This is a genomic window from Streptomyces sp. NPDC014882, assembly GCF_043081325.1.
In the GTDB taxonomy this organism is placed as follows: Bacteria; Actinomycetota; Actinomycetes; order Streptomycetales; family Streptomycetaceae; genus Streptomyces.
On record NZ_JBIBWL010000004.1, the window covers coordinates 428228 to 451648 of the forward strand.

A 23421-nucleotide genomic window follows, 5' to 3' on the forward strand; every position below is an offset into this window, starting at 1 on the left:
ATGGCCGGCAACTATTCCGCCGACATCCAGGCGATTCTGCAGGGTTCCCGGCACCTCGCCGACGCCGTGCGCTACGGCGACGAGATGCTGCCCCGGTTCGAGACCGGGAACGCCGCGTACACCGGCTGGTGGGGCGAGGAGGGCGGCGACGACGAGTTCGCCAACGCGGTCGGCGACCAGGTCCGCAAGGAACAGCAGCAGGTCGCGGACACGGTCCTGGCGATCACCAGCGGGTTCATGGCGCTGGTCGACGCGGTCGCCGCGGAGGCCGACCACGTGCAGCGGCCGCAGACCCAGGCCGTCGACGACATCGAGGCGCAGGGCTCGGAGAGCGAGAACAGGCGCTGAATGGCCATCATGTTCCCGCCCGGCCTGCGGGAGTTCATCGAGGTCTGGGTGGGCGCGAACGTCGCCACCGGCAACGAGGACCTGGGCTTCGACAGCCGTAACCCCTACAAGCGGCTGGCCGACGACGTCAGGGACCTGTCCGACGCGATGAAGGGGGCGATCTCCACCGCCGGGAACTCGCTCCCGCCGCGGATCGCCGGCGAGTTCGTCGCCGCGATGAAGCTCTTCGTCGACGACAACGGCCACAACCACCTGCAGAAGTTCTCCGACGAACTCCGGGACCTGGGCTCCCGGCAGGTGGACCGCTCCATCAAGCTGTCCGAGGCGAAGTACCAGATCCTCCTCGAGTTCATCCTGATGAACATCGAACTGGCCCTGATCGCCGCGCTGGCCGTCTTCACCGGCGGCACGTCGCTCACCGAGATCGCCATCCAGAAGGCGCGCACCGCGCTCACCATCCTGCTGCTCCTCCAGCGGCTGGGGCGCGCCGTGCCCACGCCGCTGTCGGTGCTGCTGGAGGCGATCCAGGAGGCGTTCGTCTCGTTCGCCTCACAGCTGATCTCCATGACCGCGCCGGACGACCCGGAGCGGCGGCGCGTCCGGTTCGACTGGAAGGACATCGGCCAGTCGGCGGTCGCCGGCGCGTTCGCGGGGCTCTTCGGGGGCATCTTCGGCCAGGTCGGCGGAAAGTTCATCAACAAGTACTTCAAGAACAACCACTTCTGGAAGGAAGCGTCCGAACTTCCCTTCACCTTCGTCAACGAGGGGCAGGCGGAGACCTTCGCGGAGGCCTTCACCGGCCTCGTCTTCCTGGGCACGTTCACCCTCAACCCCGGCACGTTCCTGAGCGCCGGCCTCAGCGGCCTCGTCTTCGAAGCGGCGTCGACCGGGGCGGAGTTCGGGGGGAAGTTCGCCTACGAGAAGTTCTTCCGGAACCTCGACTTCGGCCCCGACGGCGTCAACGACCTCCCGGGCGGCGGAAACCGGTACGGGAACGGCAACCGGTACGGGCACGGGAACGAGAGCACCGGCCGGTACGAGTACGAGGACCGGCACGACACCACGTACGACGGCGGAAACACCTACCGGGACATCCGCGACGACACGTACAACGCCCCGTACGTGGGCGGCAACACGTACCGCAACGCGTACGACGACACGTACGACGACACGTACGACGACTCCGCCTCCTCCGTCGGCGACACCGGCGACACCGCGTCGGTCTTCAGCGACACCAGCGACGTCTCGTCCGTCTCCTCGGTCCCCTCCGTCACCTCCAACTCCTCCGTATCGTCTGTCTCGTCCGTCTCGTCCCTCCCGGACTACGGCACGGTGTACGGCGCCGGCGCGTACGGGCTCCAGGGAGCGACGGGCGCGGACAAGCCGTCGTACTCCACCCCCTCCCCGAACGCACAGACGAACGCGTATACGAACGCGAACGCCTACCGGGGCTCCTTCCCGGACGACCCGGACGACCCGGACACCGATACCGTCTTCTCCGCCCTCACCCCGTCGGTGACCGCCGGCACCGGGACCGACCGGTCCGCCGACACGGGCAACGGCCTGCCGGTGGACAGGCCCGCCACCGTCGGCTCCGCCGTCCCGGGGCCGTCCCCGAGCCGGACGGGCGACGACTCCGTACCGGACGGGACCGGGCGGCAGCGGTCGGCGGACGACGACACGACCCGGTTCACCTCCGAGGGGCGGCAACAGCCGGACCCGCAGGCCCCCCTCGCCCCCCTCGCCCCACCCACCCCGTCGACCCCCGCTTCCCCGGGCCACGCCCCTCAGGCCCCCGCGTCCCCGGGCCACGCCTCGCCGAACGCCGCTCCGCAGCAACGGCCCCAGACCGCCCCCTCCGGTGACCCGGCGGTCGCCGTCGAGCCGTCGGACCCGGTCCCGGACCCGCTCGCCCCGGAAGAGAGCCGTACCCCCTCGCCCGGGGACTCCGAGCGGTCCGGTCCGTCCTCCGCGGTGCCGAAGGCCGAGACGGCCCGGCCCCCGTCGGACACCCCGTCGCCCTACCGGTCCGTGCGCACCGAGTCGGAGGAACTGCCGGCCGGCGCGGACAGTCCGGCGGATCCGGCCCCGGCCGTCTCCCGCGAGGTGCCGCACACCCGGCCCGGCGCCGTCGACGAGACGCCGCTCGGCTCGCGGGCGCCGGCCGAGATCCCGACCGGGAACCCCTCCGGACCCGGTTCCCCCGACTCGGTCGACATGATCATGGACTGGGAGGACGGCCGGGACGACTCCGGGTCCGAACCGGACCCCGTGCCGGACCTCGCACCGGACCCGGTCACCGAGGCGCTGTACGACCGGCTGCTGACGGACGTGTTCGGCCCCGCGATCGGGACGAACCCCCTCCACCCCGCCCTCCGCGACGCCCTGACGCACCTCGACCAGCTCCGGCAGGCCGATCCCGCCCTGCGGAACGCCCCGCTCGACCTGGACGACCTGACCCGCCGGGTGCTGCTCCTCGACCCCGCCCACCCGGTGACCGACGCGCAGCGCGGCGAGCTGTTCCGGGTGGCGCTGGACCCGGCGGTGGAGTCCGCGGGCAGCCTGGCCGCCCTGGCCGCCTTCCACCTGGAACTGCGCGGCGCACTGTCCGCCACCCATGCGCTGACCGCCGACGACGGCGGGGTCCTGGGCCGCAACTGGACGGACGCCGCGATCCCCGGCCTCGACCTCACCGAGGTGGGGAAGGCCGCCCGGCAGCCCGACGGCACCCTGGGCCGCGGCGACGTCCGGCCCGCACCCTGGCACCGGCCCGGGGAGCCGGGGCCGTACGTGGTGATGGCGGAGGGCGACCACGAGCGGATCGTCGTCCGCGGCTACGACGGCGCCCCGCGCCAGGTGCCCCTCGACGTGTTCGCCGAGCTGCTGGCCCGCGACCCCCGGCTCGCCGGGCTGCCCCCGGGCACCCCCGTGGTGCTGCTCGTCCCCGGCGCCGGTGCCCGCGGCCTGGACCTCCCGCGCCGGGCGGCGGACCGGGCCGGCAGGGACGTCTGGTCGGCCGACGGCACCGTGAAGGTGTCCCCGCAGCGGGACCCGTCGCAGCCCTACGTCGTCTCCCTGCTGTACGGGGAGGGGCTGCCGCGCGCCGACTGGATCCGCAGCACCCCCGGCCAGGTGCTCGACCCGGCGGAGTACGCGAACGCCCCGGCCTGGGAGCGCGAGGTGCGGTCGCACAGCGTCGTCACCGACGGGGGCGCCACCATCGGCAGGGGCGTCTTCGAGGACTCCGAGGCCCCGCGCCGGATCGCGGCGCTGCGGCTCGCGACGGAGTCGTCGGAGCTGTGGCACCACGACCCGGCCACCGGGGAGTCGGTCAAGGACGACGACCCCGTGCCGTTCGCCGGCAAGCCCGTGTACGTCTTCGGCGCCCACGCCCGGCCCGGCGCGACCCGGGTGCCGACCACGACGGACCCGAGGCACCACACCCGGCAGCGGGAGACCGGCGCCATGCTCAAGCGGCGCCCGAGCCTGGCGCGGCTCCCCGCGGACCACGCCGTGCTGATGGAGGCGTGCTCCAGCGCGAAGCCGCCGGGCGTGGTCCGCACCCGCCGGGGCATCGACGACACCTTCGTCCCCGACCCGCTGGCGGCCGTCAGCGAGAGCCAGCACGTCGCCAACGAGACCGGCCGCACCACGTACGGCGGCACCCACATGGTCAGCTTCGCGACGCTGCCGGACGGGACGTTCGTCCACCGCCTCTACACGGACTCCCGCGGGCGGCGCGGCCGGTGGGTGGAGCACCGGCCGGAACCCACCGGCGCCCTGCTCGACGACCGCGCCCGCGCGGCGGGCCTGCACACGGACCCCGAGCGGCCGGTCACGGACGCCACCCGCGAGCGGACGCTGCGGCTGGTCCGCGCGCTGCGGCTGGCCTTCGGCGCGGCGATCGAGGACGACGGCCGGTACGGCGATCTCCTCGCCGGCATCGGCGCACTGGAGACCCTGCGCGCGGCCGATCCGGTGCTGGGTGGCCTCGGCCCGTTCAGCATGGACCTGTTCGAGCGCGCGGCCCACGCCCGCCGGCCGGACGGCACCGGCCCCGACGCCTACCGGGACCTGCTCACCGACGCCGCCGACGCCGTACACCGCGGGCCGGGCACCGTGCTGTCCGACTTCGTCACCCTGCCCCACGTCACCGCCGCCGCGCGGCGGCTGGGCGCTCTCCCGGAGCAGGACCTCGACGCCGAGGCCGCCCGCGTCCTGCGGCTCGACGGCGGCCCGGCGGCCGTCGGGGGCCCCGAGCGGGCCCGGCTGTTCTGGGCGACGGTGAAGGCCCTGGAGTGGGAGAGCCGGACCCCCGACCCGGACACCCTCACCGGCCGGATCCTGCACCTGGAACAGCCGGATCCGTCCCGGCGCCCCGACCTGCTCGACCTGGTCGCCCGGGCGGCGGCCGTCGGCGTCGACGTGGACGACCCGACCGAACTGGGCGCCTTCCACCTGGAGACGCTCGGCGCCCTCTCGTCCGCGACCCAGCTGCGCGACGCGGGCGGCGCGCCGGTCGGCCGCCACTGGGCGCAGGCCCCGCCGCACGCGACCATGGCGACCGACCGCGTCGTCGTCGCCGCCCCGAAGCCGGGCGGTGGCTACCGGCCCGTGAGCCAGGAGCGACCGCCGTGGAGCGCGCCGGGCGGCCCCTCCGCCTACACGGTGTGGGCCGGGGGCGACCGGGACCACCTCCTCATGAACCTGCCCGGGGGCTTCCGCGCCCGGGTGCCGTACGAGGAGGTCGCCGAGCTGCTGGCGCGCGACCCGGTGCTGAACACCCGCCCCGCGGACGGCACGGACATCGTCCTGGCGGTCTCGAAGGCGGCCCCGTCCACCGGACCGGGCACCGCCCCGGACACCGACCCGCGCGCCGTCGTCAGCGCCGGGACCGGCCGCGCCGTATGGGCCTCGCGGGGCAACGTGGCCCTGGCCGCCACCGGGCCGTCCCGGCCGTACGTCCCCACCCTGCTCCCCACCGTGCCGGGCCGCCCGGCGGCCGCCGACTGGTCGGCCGTCCGGCCCGGCGACCCCACCGCGCCGGGCGCCCGTGTCCCGACCGGCGGCACCGGAGCGGACGACGTCACCTTCGCGGACCGCCACGGGAGCGACGCCCCGCCCGCCGCTCTCGCCGGCCTTCTCGATCCCGGACCGGTCGGGGGACTCGACACGCCGTTGCCGAGCCTGGACGGCCTGCCGGCCGGCTTCGACGCTCCGTTGCCGGACCACCGGGACGACGGCGCGGACGGGGACCGGGCGCAGGAGCCGGCCCCGGAGGAGGCCCGGTACCGTGAACTGCCGGCGGACGTCCACGGCCCCGGCATCCTGTCGGACCCCCGGTACCCCGCCCTCCGCGACGGCCTCGCGCGCCTGGACCGGCTCCGCCCGGTCGACCCCCTGTTCGGTCCCACCCCGCTCGACCTGGACCGGGTGGCCCGCACGGTACTGCTCCTGGACCACTCCGCTCCGGTGAGCGACGCGCAGCGCGGTGAGCTGCTCCGGGTGGCGACGGACCCGGCGGCGGAGTCGGCCGGCAGCCTCGCCGCCCTGACCGCGCTCCACCTCCGGCGCCAGGGCGTGCTGTCCCCCACCCACGCCATGACCACCGGCCTCGACGGGCGCCCCCGCGGCCGCGACTGGACCACCGCCCACGCCCCCGACCTGGATCTCACGAACACGGGAAGGACGGCACTCCGGTCCGACGGCACCCTGGAACGCGGCGAGGTGACCACCGCGCCCTGGCACCGCCCCGGCGAGCCGGAGCCGTACGTCGTGAGGGCGGACGGCGATCACGAGCACATCGTCGTCCGCGGCCACGACGGCGCCCCGCGCGAGGTGCCGCTCGACGTCTTCGCCGAGCTGCTGGCCCTCGACCCGGAGCTGGCCGGACTCCCCACGGACGTTCCCGTGGTGCTGCTCGTCCCCGGCGCCGGTGCCCGCGGTCTGGAGCTGCCGCGCCGGGCCGCGGACCGGGCCGGCAGGGACGTGTGGTCGGCCGACGGCGGCGTGGACGTGAACGCGCGGCAGGATCCCTCGCTCCCGCACGTCGTGTCCCTGCGCGGAGTCCGGGGCGGACCGCGGCCCCACTGGATCCGCAGCACTCCCGGCCAGGTGCCCGACCCCGCGCAGGCCGCGGACGCCCCGCTCTGGGAGCAGTGGACGCTGTCCCACACCATCGTCACGGACCGGGGACCGATCGGCAGGGGCGTCTTCCGGGACACCGAGCACGCACAGGTGCTCGAGGACGTCCGGCACGCGACGACGGCGACGGACCTCCACCACCACGACCGCGTCTCCGGGAAGTGGACCAAGGACGACCGGCCCGTACCCTTCGCCGGCAAACCCGTGTACGTCTTCGCCGCGCACGGCCTGCCGGGCGAGACCCGGGTGCCGACCCTGGCGAACCCGGACCACAGCACCCGGCAGGAGCGGACCGGCGGGATGCTCAAGCGGCGTCCGAGTCTGGCACGGCTCCCCGCGGACCACGCCGTCGTGATGGAGGCGTGCTTCAGCGCGGCACCGCCGGGCCTGATCCGCATGCGGCGGGGCGTGCACGACCTGTTCGCCCCCGACCCGCTGGGTGCCGTCAGCGAGAGCCAGCACGTCGCCAACGAGACCGGGCGCACCGTGTACGGCGGCACCCACGTGCTCGGCTTCGCCCGGCGGGACGGCAAGGTCGTCCACCAGATGGTCACGGACTCACGGGGGCGGCGCGGCCGGTGGGTGGAGCACCGGCCGGAACCCACGGGCGCCCTGCTCGACGACCGCGCCCGCGCGGCGGGCCTGCACACCGACCCGGTGGGGCCGGCTCCGGAGGCCGTCCGTGAGCGGACGCTGCGGCTGGTGCGCGCGCTGCGTCTGACGTTCGGAGCGGAGACCGAGGACGACAGCCGCTACGGCGAACTCCTGCGGGGCATCGGCGCCCTGGACGCCATGCGGCACGCCGACCCGGCGCTGCGCGACGTCGTGCCCTTCAGCCTGGACCTGTTCGAGCGCGCGGCCCGCGAGATCCGCGCGACGGAGCACGCCGACGTGGACGGCGAGCCGGGACCCGACGCCTACCGGGATCTGCTGGCCAGGGCCGCCGACGTCGTGACCCTGGATCCCGGTGCCGTGCTCACCGGCTTCGTGACCCTGCCGCACGTGACCAACGTGGCCGAAGGACTGGCCGGCCTTCCGGAGCAGGACGTGAACGACGAGGCCGCCCATGTCCTGGGGCTGGACCCGGACCGGGCGGTCATCGGGGAGCCCGAGCGGGCCCGGCTGTTCTGGGCGACGGTCAAGGCCCTGGAGTGGGAGAGCAGGACCCCCGACCCGGTCGCCCTCACCGGCAGGGTGCTGCACCTGGACCGGCCGGACCCGTCCCGGGTGCCCGAACTCCTCGACCTGGTGGCGCGGGCGGCGGCGGCCGGTGTGGACCTGGACGACCTGACCGAACTGGCCGCGTTCCACCTGGAGCTGCTGGGGGCCCTCTCCCCGGACACCCTGCTGTCCGACGACGAGGGGGCCCCGGCCGGACGCCGTTGGGTGCGGGGCTCGTCCGTCCCGAAGGTGGACGCCGACAGCGCCCTCGTCATGGCGGCGACACGGGACGGCGGCCACCGCCCCTTGTACCGGGCGAAGATGCCGTGGACCACCGGCACCACCGGGCCCACGCCGTACCTGGTGTGGGCCGAGACCGGGGCGACCCATCTGACCATGGACCTGCCCGGCGGATCGCGTGTCCGGGTGCCGTACGAGGAGGTCGCCGAGCTGCTGGCGCGGGATCCGGGACTGAACGCCCGCCCGCAGGACGCCGACATCGTCCTCGCCTCCTCGCCCACGACGCCCGTCGTCCAGCCGGCACCGGAGGCCAGGAGCGTCCTCGGCACCGGGACCGGGCGCGGCGTATGGACCTCACCGGGGGCGACGGGCCTGCTCGCACAGGACGACCCGGAGCGGCCGCACGTCCTCGCCCTGCTCCCCCTCGGGGACGGCGCGCGTCAACGGGACCGGGACTGGTCGGTCGTCCGGCCGGCCCCCCGGACCTCGACGAGCACACCGGGCACCACCCTCGCGGCCGGACCCGCGGACACGACCACGCCCGTTCCCGGCGTCACGCCGTCCACCGGCCCCGTCTCCACGACGGCGGCCGCCACGACCGTCACCACGACCACGGCACCGCCCCCACCCCCCCCGCCGTCTCCCGACGCCCCGCGCCTCGACCCCGCCATGGCGCCCCCGCCGAGGCGCCGCACCCCGGTCCGGTTCCCGGACGGCCGGCGGATGCCCGCGTACGTCGACGACCTCCCGTCGCTGCTGCCGTCCACCCTGACCGCCGCCGAGACCGAGCAACTCCTCGCCAGTCCGGGCACGTTCGGTCAGAGCACGGTCGTCCTGCGCGGCCTGGAAGAGACCCTGGACACCCTCGGCCGCGAACTGGAGCGCAGGCCGGACGCCCGGCCCGCGGACGGCGCGCGGCTGCTGGACGACGTCCGGCGGACGCTCCGGGACAAGCCGAAGACGCTGGCGGACGGCGAGGGACGCCCGTTCCCGTACGTCACCGCGGACGGGAAGAGACGCGTCCTGTGGGTCGGAGCACGTCACCACGGCAACTGGGCCCCGTTCGACGACGGGATCGGCGACTCGACGAAGATCGACAGCATGCACCGGGCGGCCGCGACCTTCGGGCTGACCAAGAACATGCAGGCCAACTCCCAGTACGGCCTCGGCGGGCCGATCGGCCCGGCGGGCACCGCGGCGTTCGGCGGCTTCGGCCGGCTCGCCCTGCGGTTCGGCTTCATCAACAAGGTCGGCTACACGCTGACCGACCAGCGCATGAACCAGATGGAGACCCGGACGCTGGACAAGTCGCGGGCGTTCCTGGACGACATCCACTACGAGTTCCGCGTCACCGACCCCGCCGGACGGGTCGTCACGGGCATCGACCCCGGGCCCGGCACCGCTCCCGGTCCCGGGACCGACCCGGCCGTGCCCGCCCGGTTCTCCTTCGGCGTCCGCAGGGGCCTCATGGTGCGCCTGCCCGACAGCGTGACGAAGATCCCCAAGCCGGGCCGGATCCCCCGGTCGATCACCCTGGACCGCGACTCCCAGTACCGCTTCGTCCGCATCGAGGGGTTCGGCCCCGTCGCGGCGATCCGCGACTGGGCGGCCCGGCAGATCGGAGTCCTCCCCGGCAGCTCCGCCTACACCGAGCTGGACGTCTTCTTCTCCGGCGACAGCTTCCAGCGGCACGGCGGCACGATGGCGCGCGGCCGCGTCACCACCCCGCCGCTGTTCGCCGACGACAAGAAGAAGTCACCGCTGGGCGTCTTCGTCGTGGAGGAGGTGATCCCGCGGACGGCGATCCTCGTCGGCGAGACCGACCAGGCCGAGATGCGGGACATCAACACCACGACCGTCCGCAGCGAACGGAGCCGGGCCGACGGCAGGAGCCTGCTGCTGCAGGCCGTCGCCGGACCCGCCTTCAACTTCTTCGACCCCGGCACGGCCCCCTTCGACCTGCGGCTCCAGTTCGGGCCGACCGCCCAGTACTCGTACGCCAGGACCTGGTCGGCCGGACTCGGCGGGGCCGGCACCCTCAAGTCGGCCGGACAGGTCAAGGGCCCGAAGACCGCGCTCTACCTGGTCGTGAAGTCGGTGCGGGTGCGGCGGGCCGGCGACAACGCGCCGCCGACGCGCTTCCTCACCTGGAGCCTGGACCGGATGACCAGCTCCGAGGCGCGGCGGCTCGCCGGATGGGACGACGGGACCGCACTCGCCCTGCGCAACGGCGCCGCCCCGCCGTTCGTGCCGCCCTACCTGACCGTGGACCGCCCGCGCACCCTGGGCATGCACCGGGTGAAGGAGTTCACCTTCGACGACGGCCTGCGCACCCGGGTCACCCCGGACGCGGCGGACGGCGTCGGCCGCACCCTGCTGGACGCGTTCGCCGACGGCGTGGTCGACGCCGTCTCGAACCTGAACCAGGACCTGGTGGTGCCCCTCGACCAGCTGCTGCCGCCGAACCCGCCGAAGGGCTGGCGCACCCGCTTCGACGACCTCCTCAGGCGCAAGCCCGACCAGGTGCTCCGGGCGGCCCGGAGCCTGCCCGTGCCGCCCCGGTGGACCGATCCCGTCAAGTACCGGATCGCGCTCCAGAACACCCTGCAGATCCTCGGTGTGCTGTCCCAGCAGAGCGTCACCGCGAACCTGGAGGCCCTCACCACGGTCGGCCTGCCGGTCAGGCTCAGGGACCCCGACTCCGTCGGGACGACCTACTACACCCTCCTCGTGCACGGGACGCTGACCGGGCGCCGCTACGAGGGCAAGGACGTCGACGAGGGAATGCGCTTCAGCGCCCAGGGCGTCGACCGGATCGACGGCCAGACGAGCGCGAAACGAGGCGTGGACCTGGGCTTCGAGGGCACGTTCTCGGGCCGCGACAACGACCGCGACGAGGCGGGCCTGACCCGGAACACGCTCGGGCTGACCCTGGGCGCACGCCAGGGCTGGCAGCGGGAGTCGGAGACCGGCTTCGGCTCGACGGTCACCAACGAGCCGATGTCGGTGACCAACAAGCCCACCCACCTGTACCGCTACGACCTCGCCCTCACCGCGAGCCTGAGCGGCCACTGGCGGCCCCGCGGCCTGATCCGCGGTCTCGGCCTCGGACTGCCGGGACTGCTGGTGCTGGACGAACCGGTCAACGTGCTCTTCGGCCGGACACCGCGGGGCCACCTGCGGGGCGGCGGCCCGATGACCGGACAGGTGCTCATCGGTGTCCCCGTACAGCACACGCCCGACGCGGACCCGCACGCGGACGGGGCGCTCAACCCGTACCTGTCCGACGAACCCGCACCCACGCCCATGACCACCGAGCGGGCCCTCGCCCTGGCGAAGGGCGACCTCGTCCTGCCCGCGGGCACCGACACGCGGCAGCCCGCCGGACGGCTCGCCGACCGCGGGACACCGCAGTTCAAGGAGTTCCGGCAGCACCCGTTCGTCATCGTGAACGTGGTGCTGTCACCCACGCTGACCGCGGAGGTGGACCGGGTCCTGCGGACGGCGTCGGGCAGCGCCTGGCAGCTGGTGAAGGAGGGCGCCCCCACCCGGGACGCCATCGTCCGCACCTTCACCCCCCAGTACCTGACGTCGAGCTTCGACCAGAGTTCGGGGCCGCTCGGCCTGGTGGGCAGCGGCCTGCTGGGCAAGGGGCCGTACGGCGAGCTGTGGGGGACCTTCCGGTACACCACGACGGTCGGGAACCTGCGCGCCCTCACCCCGCCGATGTCCATGGACACCGAGATGACGCTCGGCGGCGGCCGCCAGGCGGCCGGCAAGACCAGCACCGGCACCGCCTTCGTCTTCGGCGGCCAGCTGGTCTACTCCGTCGCCCGGAATCCGGGGCACGGACTCATGGGCGCGTACGGAGTCGTCGCCAACCCCGTCTCGAGGACCGGCACGCGGAGCCTCAGCGTCGTACGCACCGTCGTCGCGGACATGAACCGCAAGGGCTTCACCCACCAGGTGCTCGTGGCCGGCGACGTGCAGCACTGGTTCGCGCTGTTCTCCAGCCGGCTGGGCACCGGCCGCGTCGGAGCGGCCGCGGCGGGCAGCGCCCTCGTGCCGGGTTCCCTCGCCGGAGCCGCGGGGACCGCACTGACCAGCCCGGGCGGTCTGCTGGGGCATCTGCCGGAGAAGAGCGCCCACCGGATGGGGCTGATCGACGACGGGCTGGGCGACGTCCCCCGCTACACGAGCCAGGTCTGGACGCCGCAGCCCTGGATGCGCGGCGCCGCCTTCGGCACGTACGCGGTGAACGCGCTGGACCCCACGGACGTGCTGCTCGCGTTCGACAAGCGGATCGGGAGGCTGGGACTCGACGACGAGAGCCGCGAACGGATCCGGCAGCTGGTGACGGGCCGCGCCACCCGGGCGCTCAAGGGGGAGATGACGACCACCGGTCCGTCGACCCTGGTCAAGGCCGGCGGCTGGGGCTGGGACGGCATCCGGATCGGCAGCCGGCGGGTGCGGGCACGCGTCGAACTGATCCCCGGGACGCCCGTGTTCGACGGACTCGACCACAGCGCCGAACTGGAGGAGAACCGGCGGGCGATCGAGACCGCCCAGCAGAACTCCGAGTTCTCGGCCGGCGCGGACCTGGGCTTCCTGACCAGCCAGACGGTGTACACGGGCAGCCCCCAGGTCCCGGCCGCCGGACCCACGTACACCGAGGGCGGCTCCAACCGGAAGACGGTCGCGTCGAGCCACACGGTCACCACCGTCACCATCTACCGGGCCGCGTCCACCGAACCGCACGCGGAGGTCGTCACCCCGTACCGGATGCGCATCACCCTGGAGGCCGACGACACCCCCCACACCGGTGCGCCGGCCGACCCGGACCTGGAGGAGGCGGAGTCCACGGCCCTCGACCGCTTCCGGGGCCGGCTGAGGATCGTCGAGGAGGACGACGTCGGCGAGCTGCGCGAGCACGTGCCGCTCAGCCTGATGGAGCCGGCGCCGTCATCGACGGGGGCGGACGGGACCGGCACCTCCGGGGCCGGCCGGCGGCTGCCCGCGCCCGACCCGGCGGCCGACCCCGCCCTCGCCGGTCCGCCCCGCCCGGTGCCGCTCTCCGGGGTGGAGGAGAAGCTGACGGTCCGGGACGGGGACGGCGTCACGCGGTCGTTCACCTTCCCCGAGAACGGCATGCACCCGCGCGGGATCATCGGCATCGAGAACATCCGCACGGCCGGCGACCTCCTCCTCACGAAGGCGTACGACGTCGGCTTCTCCCTCCGGGCCCTGGAGGCCGAGGACGGTCCCGACGACGACGCCCTCACCGACCTCCTGCGCAGGACCAGGGAGACCGGGCTGACCCGCCTGGGCACCGGCTCGGCGCAGGCACTGGAGGACGGCACCAGTTCCACGGCGGTCACGGCGTTCTTCCCGCGCACCACCGAACCGGACGGCTACCAGGTGGCGGGGCTGACCGAGAAGTCCCTCGTGGGTACCGACACCGGACAGCTGTCACTGCGCTCGGCCCCGGACTTCAGCCGCGCGCTGCTGCTGACGGTCGCCGACGGCAAGAAACTGGAGGTGCTCAGACGGTACGGGGACAACGCCGGCACGTCGTCGTCCGTCGAGCACAGCCAGTCCTCGAGCCTCGGCGGCGCCTTCCTGTACGACTCTCCCAATAACGCGGGCCTCAACCAGATCGGCGCCTTCGGCCCCGGCCCCAACGACCTCGACGGCGACGTCATGCCGGTCGGGGACGACCACCTGACCTCCCGCAACCTCAAGCCCAAGACGGGCCGGTCCTTCCTGTTCGCCGTCCCGGCCACCTGGATCGGCGTCGGCGACGTGCACCGCGGCATCGTGGACTCCAGGCTCGCGAACCGGATCCGGGGCGGGACCCTCGCCAAGGCCCGGTCGGGTCCGCAGGCGATGGAGTCCGAGGCGTACGTCGTCACCTGGATCCGGGAGGACGTCGCCCGCGAGCTGCGGATCATCACCGACACGAACTTCCCCGAGCGCGTCTCGAAGGCGTGGGACGCGGTCGAGAGCGCGAGCAAGGCGTGGGTCGACGCGGACAAGGCCTACTGGAAGAAGCGGCGCGCCTCCGGCGGGCTGCGCGCGGACCTCGACGCCGCGCAGGCCTCCCTCGACAAGGCCGCCGGGACCGCCCGCGCGGCGGCACGCCCGGTCGACCTCGCCCGGACGGGCGTCGAGGACGCGGACAGGGCCCTGACGCGGGCCGAGGCCGACGCCCGCCGGGACCACGGCATCGCGGACGCGGACGTGGCCGCCGCGCAGGCCGAGGCCGACGCCCTCGCCGACGACGAGTACGCCCAGCCCGAGCACGACGGCTGGGCGGAGTTCCTGCGGGACGAGCAGGACGCCGCTCTGGCCCGCCTGGCCGACGCGGAAGAGGCCGCCGGGACCCTGCGGAAGGCGGCCGACCTGCGGCTGGAGACCGCGCGCACCGAGAAGGCGTTGGCCGACGGGCGACTCGACGCGGCCCTGCTGTCCGCGAGAGCGCCCGGCCGGGCCCTCGACGAGGCCACCGCCCGTCGGGACACGGCGCGCGACGCCCTCGACACCCGGCGCGCCGAGCTGGAGGCGCTCAGGGCCGCGGCGGAGAAGGCCGCGGCGGAGTACCACCGGGTGCGGGCCGGGACGGACCAGCTCACCCGCTGGCACCGGCTCGCGGCCACCGAGGAGGGCCGGAAGGAACTGGACGGTCTCGCCGAGCCGCCCGCGGTGACCTACCAGGCCCCGCCCAAGAAGCCCGTGGCCAAGCCCGCGGCCCCGCCCCGCTACACCAGGAGCGGTGAGGCACCGGACACCGTCCTCACCTCACCCACGGGCGAGACGTACACGCTCCACGACGTGCCGGAGGACGGCGACGCCTTCTTCCGCGCGCTCGCCGAGGGCCTCGAACGCGCCGCTCCGGGGCTGCCGGCCGCGCACGGCATCGACCTCACCGGCCCGCGGGCGATGTCCGAGATGCGCCGGAGGGTGGCCTCCTGGCTCACCGACCACGCCGACGAGGACCTGCTGGCCGTCGTCGCCCCCGACCACACCGACACCTTCAGCGCGGAGGAGATCGCCGCGGCGGGCCTGGACCTCGGAACGGACACCCCCGCACGCCGGGAGTTCGACGGCCTCGGCGGTCTGATCCCGCACGTCGCCGAGCTGTCCCCCGAGGTACGGGCCGAACTGGCGATCACCCAGCTCCTGCGCCGGGGCGACGCCCCGTCCGAGGCCGGCTGGAACCACGCCGCGTCCGACCTGCTCCCGCTGCTCGCCGCACGCACCTTCGGCGTGCGCGTCACGGTGGTCGGGAGCGACGGCGGCTTCCAGGACTTCGCTCCCGGGGACCCGACGGGCACCGGCAGCCTCCGGGAACTCGTCGGCCCGTCCCCCCACTCCGGCGCACACGTGGTCCTGAGCCTCGACGACCGCCACTACCGGCTGGCCCTCCCCACGACCGGTCCGCTGCCGAAGGACGGGGATCCCTCGTCGAAGGGCGCGGACTCCTCGTCGAAGGCCGCGGATCCGTTGCCGCCGGAGGAGGCGCTGGCCCCGGCGCCGAAGAGTGAGGGAGCCCTGGACGAGGGCACCGGTGCGCTGCCGAAGGACGGGGATCCCTCGTCGAAAGGTGCGGATCCCTCGTCGAAGGCCGCGGATCCGTTGCCGCCGGAGGAGCCGCTGCCCCCGGCGCCGAAGGCGAAGGCCGGGGAACCGGCGTCCCGGCCGTCGGACGTCCCGCCTCGGGGGGACGGGGAGAAGGGCTCCGGGACGGAGAGCGACAGCGGACGGGCGAGAGGCCGCCGGGTACCGGTGCCCGGCACGGGTGAGTGCCTCCTGTACTCCTTCATGGCCGGCGACCCCGTGCACATCCGCGGCCGTCTGGGCGGCCTCGCCGCCACCGACCGCGCCGCGTACGACCTGCTCGGGGACCCCGACGCCGTACGCGCCGAACTACGTCGGCAGGCCGGGTCCGGCACCACGGCCGGCCCCGCGCGCGCCGCGCTCCGCGCCATGCGCTCCTACGTGGAGGACTACGTGGGCCGCAGCGCGGGACGGCTGCATCCGCAGATCGTCGGCCAGTTCCGGCAGACGGTCGCCGACGAGTTCACCGCACGCGTCCGGGGAACGGACCGGGCCGGGATGCTCGCCCTCCTCGCCCGGCACGGCGTGCGGCACGTCCCCGTCCCCGAGGCCCTCGACCCCGCGGAACTGCTGAGGCGTTACGTCGACGCCCGCACCGCGTCGCGCCCCGCCGACCCGGGCGTCTCCCCCCGGGACGCCCGGGCCGTCGTGGCGGCGGAGGCCGAGGACCTGAGCCCGCGCCAGATGTTCGAGCACCTCGAGCGGCACGACCTGCTGCCGACGCCCGACGACCTCGACGACGAGGCACTGCGCCGGCTGCTCGCCACCGCCTACACGCAGAGCACCGCGCCGCTGGACGACGCGGAACTGTCCACGCTCCTGGACGCCGTCGTCCACTGGGAACGGCGTTGGGGGACGCCGGCGGGAGAGGTCTTCCTGCCCCTCCTCGCGCACGCGTTCGACCTGCGGGTCGACGTGGTGCGGTCGCTCCCGTCGGGCGCCCGGCGGGTCGGCGGCGCGGGACCCGACAACGCCACGCGGCAGACGGAGGTCTACTACAACGGCAGCGACCACTACGACGGCAGCGACGCCGGAGCCCGCGACCGGTTCGGCGACGCGGTCCTCCCGAAGCGGATCAAGGACGAGGAGCGCGACGAGGACGGCGACGTACGGCTCAACCCCCTGTGGGTGCCGTTGGACGAGGTCGATCCGGACCTGCTGATCACCGGCAACCGCGACGCGGTGTGGTTGTACACGGTCACCGATGACGGGCGGGTGGTCCTGGGCACGGAGGACCTGAGCGGGATCGTCACGCCGGAGCAGTTCGACGCGCTGCTGGCGGGGATGCGGGAGAAGGACCCCGACCTGACGGCGGAGTCGCTGCGCAAGACGCTGGACGGGCTGGGCCACACCGGCATCGCCGCCGGCTTCGCCGACGACGGCGGCCGTACGGCGGACCCCACGGCAGGTCCGACGGCAGGCCGGACGCTGCCGGGGCGCAGCCGGGTGTCCGGCGAGTTCCGCTGGAGCGCGAAGCTGCGTTCCTGGGTGGTGAACGACAAGTCGGGCCGCTACATGAGCGAGTCGGTCCGGCCGGGTCTGGACGCGGCGGAGGCCGCCGACTGGCTGACCAACGTGGCGGCCCTGTTCAGCGACCGGCTGGGTGTCGTCGTCCGGACCGACCAGGTGAAGACCGCCGCGTCCGTCCCCGCGCCCCCGCCCGCGCCGGAACCCGGCTCCGGGCCGTCGAGGACGCGGACGACGGCACTGGGACCCGACGAGCACGACCCGGCCCGTCCGGTACCCCGGCCGGAACCCGACGCCGAAGACGACCCGCTCGACGTGGAGGCAGACGCCGACGCCGACGCCGACGCCGACATCGACACCGACACCGATGCCGAGAGCGTGGCGGTGCCGGACGACGACGGGCCCGCCGGATCCGCCCCGGCGCTTTCCCCGTCCCCGTCCCCGTCCCCCTCCTCGTCCCCGGCCCCGTCCCGGGTCGCCTTCGAGCACCGCCACCGGGACGTCACCGACCCGGACCAGCGCCGTCGGCTCGCCGACCTGGCCGAGCGGATCGTGCTGTCCGGCCTGCGCGACCTCAGGGCCGGTCTCCGGCTTCCCGGGGTCATGGTCACCGGTTACAGCAACGGCCCGCGCTTCGCGCTGTCCGGTGGTGCCGTCGAGCACGCCGATACGGTCGGCCGGCAGCGGGCGGAGACCGTGCGGGACTTCCTCCTCGACGAGATCCGGCGTCAGCTGGAGCGCAACGAGCCGGCCGTGCGCGACATCGCGGAAGTGCGCGGCGGCACGGTCCGGGCCGAGGACTTCCCGGTCACCACGCGGAGCGGCGGCCGGGACATCGGCGCCGTCGGCCCGATCGACGGCGCCACCGGGCGTGCGGCACGGCGACAGGCGGTCATCACGATCGACCGTTCCCCCCTGTCGGAGGCAGCCGCCCGGCTGGCGGAACTGAGCCCGGAGGACTTCGGCCGGCCGGACTACTTCACCGGCCCGGACCGCCTCGCCAGGAACCTCCTGCACCTCGACGACAACCCCGGGGACGACCCCGACTCGGACGACGACTCCGACTCGGACAGCGACTCCGACTCCGGCAGCGATTCGGACACCCGCAGCGAGTCGGAATCCGGCTCGGACGGCGGGTCCGCGGCCTCCGCTCCCGCACCGGTGCGCTTCGACGTCGACGACCTCTCGCACCGCGTGCGCCGGCTGTACGAGCTGGCGGACGCGGCGATGGCGGCCGGCCGGGCGACCAGCCGGGCGTCGCTGACCGCCTACCACCTGGGCAGGCAGGGCCTGTTGTCCGACGCCACCCGCCTGACCGCGCCGGACGGCACCCCGCTGGGCCGGAACTGGACGGGCCGGCCCACCCGGGAGGTGGACGTCTCCTCGTACGACGTGGTGGACGGCGACGACCGCGCCCCCCGGCCGTCGCCGTGGGCGCGCCGGCCCGACGCCCCCCTCCCGTACGTGGTCGGAACGAAGGACGGCGACCACACCAAGGTCGGACTGACCCTGCCGGACCGCAGCAGAAGGTGGCGGCTCTCGCCGGAGGAGTTCGCCGAACTGCTGGCGCAGGACCAGGAACTGACGGGCCGTGAGGAAGCCGCCGAGGTGGTGCTCGTCTCGCCGAACGCCGGCGCCATGGGACTGGACCTGCCGCGCAGGGCCTCGGCCCGGACCGGCAGGACGCTGTGGGCGCACAGCGGCGAGGTCGCCCTGAAGCCGCACCCCGACACCGGCCGGCACCGCGTCGAGGTGACCGACGACCGGAACGTCGGCGACGAGTCGATGGGCGAGTCCGCGGGCGAGCTGATGGGCGAGCCGGTCGGCGAGTGGATCGCCAGCGGACCCGACGACCTGGGACCGGACGGGGAAGGGCCGGAACCCGGGGAAGGCGTCCTGCGCACGATCGACGGGAGGACCCTTCGGGACGCGGACGTCAAGTCGGTCACCCTCACCGACGAGGGCCGGCCCGTCGGCCGTGCGGTGGTCGACGGCGCCGACCTGCTCCGGCGTGAGCCGTGGCTCCAGGACCTGACCCGGTCGACGGAGTGGTCCGTTTACGACCCGGTCACCGGTGAGCCGATCGGGAACCCCCGGCCGGTGCCGTGGAAGGGCCGCGACCCCTACTTCTTCGTGGTCCACGGCCTGCCGGGGCAGACCCTCATGGTCGAGCGCATGTTCCAGAACAACGTCCCGGTCCGGGGTACGGAAACCGGCGGCTACCTCCGGCGGCGCCCCAGCGTGTCCCGGTTGGACCGTGACACCCCCCTCGTGTTCCTGTCCTGCTGGGGGAGCGGACCGGAGGGGCACACCGCCGCCGCCCTGAAGCGGAGCCGCCCCTTCGTCCCCGACCCGCTCGCCGTCACGTCGGCGGCCCAGGACGTCTCCAACTCGACACGGCGCGACGTCTACGCCCCGGACAGGGAGCACTGGAGCCGCTACGCGCACGGGAAGCTGTACGACCACGGCATCCCCACCACCCCGGCGAACGACCCGGTGGACATGGTGAGGCTGCGCCCCGAACCGACCCCGGACGCACTCGACGACCTCGCCGCGCGGGCCGGCCTGGAGACCTCCCCGGACCTCACCCCGGCCATGGCCCGGGACACGGCACTGCGACTGGTCCGCGCCCTCCGGACGACGTTCGGCGTCGACGTGGAGAAGGACAAGGACGACCCGGACGGCACCTACCACCGGCTGCTGCGCGGCATCGGCGCCCTGGAGGTCATGCGCCGCCGGGACGAGGACCTGCGGGAGCACGGGGAGCTGACGCTCGACCTGCTCGACCGGGTCACCCGCGCGCACCACGGCCTGACGACGGCCCCCGGCACCCGGCCCGCGCCGCCCGGCCCCGACGACGTACGGACGATGCTCGAAGCCGCGTCGGCGCGCCTGTCCGCCGACCCCCGGTCCACGCTGCCCGACTTCGTCCCCCTGTCCTCCGTCGACCGGGCCCGCGAACTGATCGGCCGGCACGGTACCGACCGGTGGGCCCGCCAGGTGCTGGGGCTGCACCCGTCGGAGCAGGTCACGGCCGCGCACCGGCAGAACGCGCTGTGGGCCACGGTCAAGGCCGTGGAGAGCGTGGAGAACCATCCCGACCCCGACGCCCTGACGGCGAAGGTGCTCCACCTGGACACCGGCGTGGATCCGCGGGACGAGGCCCTGCGGGCGGACCTCCTGCGGACGGCGGCCACGGCGGCGGCCCTCGGCCGCGACGCCCACGACCCCACCGTGCTCGCCGCGTACGACCTCGAACGCAACGGCGCGCTCGACGACCGCACCCTCATCACCTCCGTGAACGGCGCCGTCACCGGCCGCAGTTGGGCGGGGAGGACCGCTCCGAGCCGCATGTGGGCGGACCGCTACGTGATCTCGCCCGACGGCGGCCTGGCCGGCAGTCGCGGGGCACTGGCGCCCTGGCACCGCGAGGGTGCCGGGAAGAGCGCCCATCCCGGCGCATACGTACTGGACATGAACGGCACCACCCCGGGGCGGCTCGACATGCCCAGGCCGGACGGCACCACCCGTCCGGTGCCCTACGAGGAGATCGCCGAACTGCTCTCCCACGATCCCGTCCTGGCGCGGCTGGACCGGGACGTCACGGTCGTCCCCGTCGGGACGGGGGAGGGGGACGCCGGTCTGGCCGAGGCGATCGCCGCCCGGACGGGGGCCGCCCGGACCGTGTGGCTGCCGACGCGGCCGCTCCGGCTCCTCGACCGGCGGCCGGCGGTGAACGAGAGCCTTCTCGTACTGACCTCGCCGCAGGACGACACGGGAGCGCACTGGTCGCGGACGCGTCCGCCGGCGTTGCCGGACCCGGACTCCGGCCCCGCCCCCGACGTCATCGCGGCCGACGACGACACCGTGCCCGAGGCGCCACTGTCCGAGGCGCCGCCGTCCGAAGCACCGCCGTCCGAGGAGCCGCCCCAGGCGCCGCCGTCCGAGGACGCCCGGCGGTGGTGGGTCGCCGGGCAGGTGGGCGTGGAGGACCTGCCCGGGAGCCCGCCGGGGTTCACCGGCACGGAGATCGTCACCCTGGCCGAACTGAGGGACGCGGGCGTCGAGATCACTCCCGGAATGGACGTCGAGGCGCAACTCGGCGGCGGTGTGCGGGGCAGCGGACTGGCACCGCGCGACCAGGTGCGGCTGTTGCTGGCCCGTCCCGGCCCGTGGCCGGGCGCCCTGGACGCCGTCGCGGCCACCGTGTCGCGCCGGCTCTGGCGCTCGGCCCTCACGGACTTCGGGAGCACGGCCCCGGACCCCGACGCGGCCAGGGCTGCCCGCGCCGCCTGGGACACAGCCCTCGGACTGCTCCTGCCCGGCGAACGGGACTCCGCGCTCGCGGACTGGCGGTACGCCGGGGATGCCTTCCGCGACGCGGTGCGCCGGCTCGCCGTCCTCCTGGCCGCGGAAGGAACCGACCCCCGGACGGTCGCGCGCCTCGCCGCCCGGCTCCGGGAGGGGCTCGGACTGCCACCCCCCGGAACAAGCGGCCCGGGTGACCGGTGACCGGCGGGCGGAGCAGGTGGACGAGGAGAGAGCCGGATGCCGGTGAACGAGGCGAGCAAGGTGAGCGAGATGAGCAAGGCGACCGAGGCGACCGAGGCGACCGAGGCGACCGAGACGAACACGGCGAACACGGCGAGCACGGTGAATGAGCGGAGTGCGGCTTCGACGATGCCCACGCCCCCCGAGGACATCGTCGAGGCCGCACGGCTCGCGCCGGAGCACTGGATCAGCATGACCGATCCCGGCTGGGACGGCGAGGGCGTGCCGCCCGACCGGGTCGTGGTCGGCCGCTGGCGCACGGGAGCGACCGGCGAGATCGAGGAGTGGCAGGACAACGAGGCCTACCGGCCCTCCCCGGAAGCACTGGGCTGGCCCGAGGCCACGGACGCCGTCGACGACGCCCTCCGGCTCGCGGTCACCGGCTACGGACCGGCCGAGGACGCCCTGCGCGCCCTGGCCGCCGCCGAGGTGGCGGTGCTGACCCTGCCGGACGGGACACCGGTGACCGCCGCCGTGGCGGACGGCGGGCTCGTCGTCCCGGTCTTCACCGCCCCGCCCCACCTCGACGCCGTGGGCGGCTTCGCCTTCGAACACGTCGCCGTCGCCGACCTCCTGGACCGGCTGCCGCCCGGTCACGCGCTCTACGTCAACCCGGCCGGCCCGGCGGGCACCGTGCTGGAGTCCGACCGGATCCGGGCCCACGTCCCCGGCACCCGTCGATGACCCCGGCCGGTGCCCGGCACGGCAGGGCCGGGCACCGGAGCCGGACCGGTGCCGCTCCCGGCGGGGGGGGGGGCACGCCGGAGGACGTGCCCCCCGCGCTCCGGGGGTGCCGACCGCGTCCCGGTGCGGCCTGCGCCGCACGGTGGCGGTCGAGACGCGGCCCGCCGAAACCCGTGCCGGGATCCGACGGCACTCAGCGTTCGGCGACCGCCGGCTCGAGCAGGGACAGGGTCCGGTTGTCGGCGTCCACGTCCGCGCGGACGCCGAGGGGCAGCGGCAGGTTCGGCGAGGTGTGGCCGAAGTCGACCCCGGCGAGGACGGGGATGTCGCGCCGCGCCAGGACGTCGAGCACGACATCGCGCAGACCGACCTGGTCTCCGCCGTCCTCGTAGGGCGTGACCTCGCTCGGGATGCCGATCACCATGCCCGCGATCCGGTCCAGCACACCGGACAGCCGCAGGGCGTGCAGGTCGCACCAGATCCGCGTGACCGGCCGCTGCAGCTCTTCCCAGAACAGGACGGCGCCGTCGAACCGTTCGGCGGCCAGTGCGAACGGTGTCGCCTGCAACTGGACCAGGCGGTTCAGCAAGCCGCCGACCAGTGGTCCCTGCGCGCGGCCCGGCTGCCAGGTCTCCCACGCCCCCCCTGGCGGCAGCGCGCCCGGCGCCTCGGCCTTGGTGAGCACACGGGCGTAGAGGTCGACGAGCTCGGACCGGCGGGCCTCGTCGCCCAACGTGTACCAGTCGCTGCCGAAACCGTGGGTGGCGATGTCGGCGTGGAAGCCGACGAGGCCGGTTCTGGAGTACAGCGCCATGTGCAGCAGCGAGATGTCGCTGTAGCCGAGGATCGGCTTCGGGTCGGCCCGGACCGCGTCCAGATCGATCAGGTCGAGATAACCGATGGTCGCCTGGCCACCGGTGTGCGCGACGACGGCCCGCACCTCCGGATCCCGGAGCAGCGCGTTGAGCTCGGCGGCCTGCTCCGCCGGAGCGCCCGCCGCCCACCAGCGGCTCCGCGCGGAGTCGACCATCGGGCTGACCCGCACGCGGAAACCCATCCGTTCGAGTACCGCCACACCGCGGGCGAGCAGCGGTTCCTCGCCCGGCTCGAGCCGGCCCGAGGGCGCGGTGACGACCACGAGATCGCCGGAACGAAGCGCACGGGGACGACGGATCACAGACATGGGTCTCCTTGCTGATCGACAACCGC

4 protein-coding genes are annotated in these 23421 nt (G+C 74.6%); 3 read left to right on the forward strand and 1 reads right to left on the reverse strand.

The genetic code is table 11. The annotated features are described in order from the left end of the window. From ACF09K_RS13180 to ACF09K_RS13190, 3 genes are read left to right on the forward strand one after another with little or no spacing between them, the layout of a single operon-like run. Entirely contained in the window at positions 1-348 is a 348-nt protein-coding gene (locus ACF09K_RS13180; RefSeq protein WP_392243053.1) for a hypothetical protein, read from the forward strand. Further along, positions 349-21489 carry a lonely Cys domain-containing protein gene (locus ACF09K_RS13185; protein ID WP_392243055.1) on the forward strand — a complete coding sequence of 7047 codons (21141 nt, stop codon included), beginning with the start codon at positions 349-351 and terminating at the stop codon, positions 21487-21489. A gap of 36 nt (positions 21490-21525) precedes the next feature. Beyond that, positions 21526-22212 (forward strand): type VII secretion system-associated protein, encoded by a 687-nt coding sequence (locus ACF09K_RS13190; protein ID WP_392243056.1) that lies wholly within the window; start codon positions 21526-21528, stop codon positions 22210-22212. Between the two features lie 193 nt (positions 22213-22405). On the opposite strand, the gene ACF09K_RS13195 is transcribed toward ACF09K_RS13190, so the two are convergent. Further along, on the reverse strand, positions 22406-23395 hold the full coding sequence (locus ACF09K_RS13195) for an LD-carboxypeptidase (RefSeq protein WP_392243058.1): 990 nt from the start codon (positions 23393-23395) through the stop codon (positions 22406-22408). Positions 23396-23421 lie beyond the last annotated feature (26 nt).